1 protein-coding gene is annotated in these 494 nt (G+C 64.6%); it reads left to right on the top strand.

The annotated features are described in order from the left end of the window. Positions 1-494, top strand: a 494-nt coding sequence (locus tag MM194_RS21775) for a VCBS domain-containing protein (protein WP_241344955.1), incomplete at both ends; no start/stop codon positions are given.

Here is a 494-nt window from a genome sequence, read left to right as displayed (position 1 = left end):
CAAAATGGCGACGGGAGCTGGACCTATGCGCTGGACAACAGCCGCCCGGCAACCCAGGCACTGACGGCGGCGTTCAACCAGAGCTACGACGTCTGGTACACCATGAAGGACGCGGACGGTGACGAGAGCATCGCCAAGCTGACCATCACCATCCAGGGGGCGAACGATACCTCCAGCGTGGTGACGGTGGCGGCGACCGGTCCGGACCACCTGGTGTACGAGTCGGGGCTCAACCCGAGCGGGTCGAATGCGGCGGCCAACACCGAGACGGTGGCGGGCAGCTTCACGGTATCGGCGTCGGACGGCATCCTGAACGTGGTGATAGGGGGCACGACCTATACCCTGGCGCAACTGCAAGGTTTCAACGGCAGCCAGACCATCAACACCGGGGAGGGGATCTTGACCCTGCTGAGCTACAGCGGGACCGCCAGTGGCGGGACGGTGAACTACAGCTACACCCTGAGCGCGACCATCGACAACGACAGCAAGGCGGG

It is taken from the genome of Aeromonas sp. MR16 (genome assembly GCF_022549315.1).
In the GTDB taxonomy this organism is placed as follows: domain Bacteria; phylum Pseudomonadota; class Gammaproteobacteria; order Enterobacterales; family Aeromonadaceae; genus Aeromonas; species Aeromonas aquatica.
The sequence above is the reverse complement of the archived record's forward strand: the minus strand, read 5'-3'. Positions and strand labels throughout refer to the sequence as shown.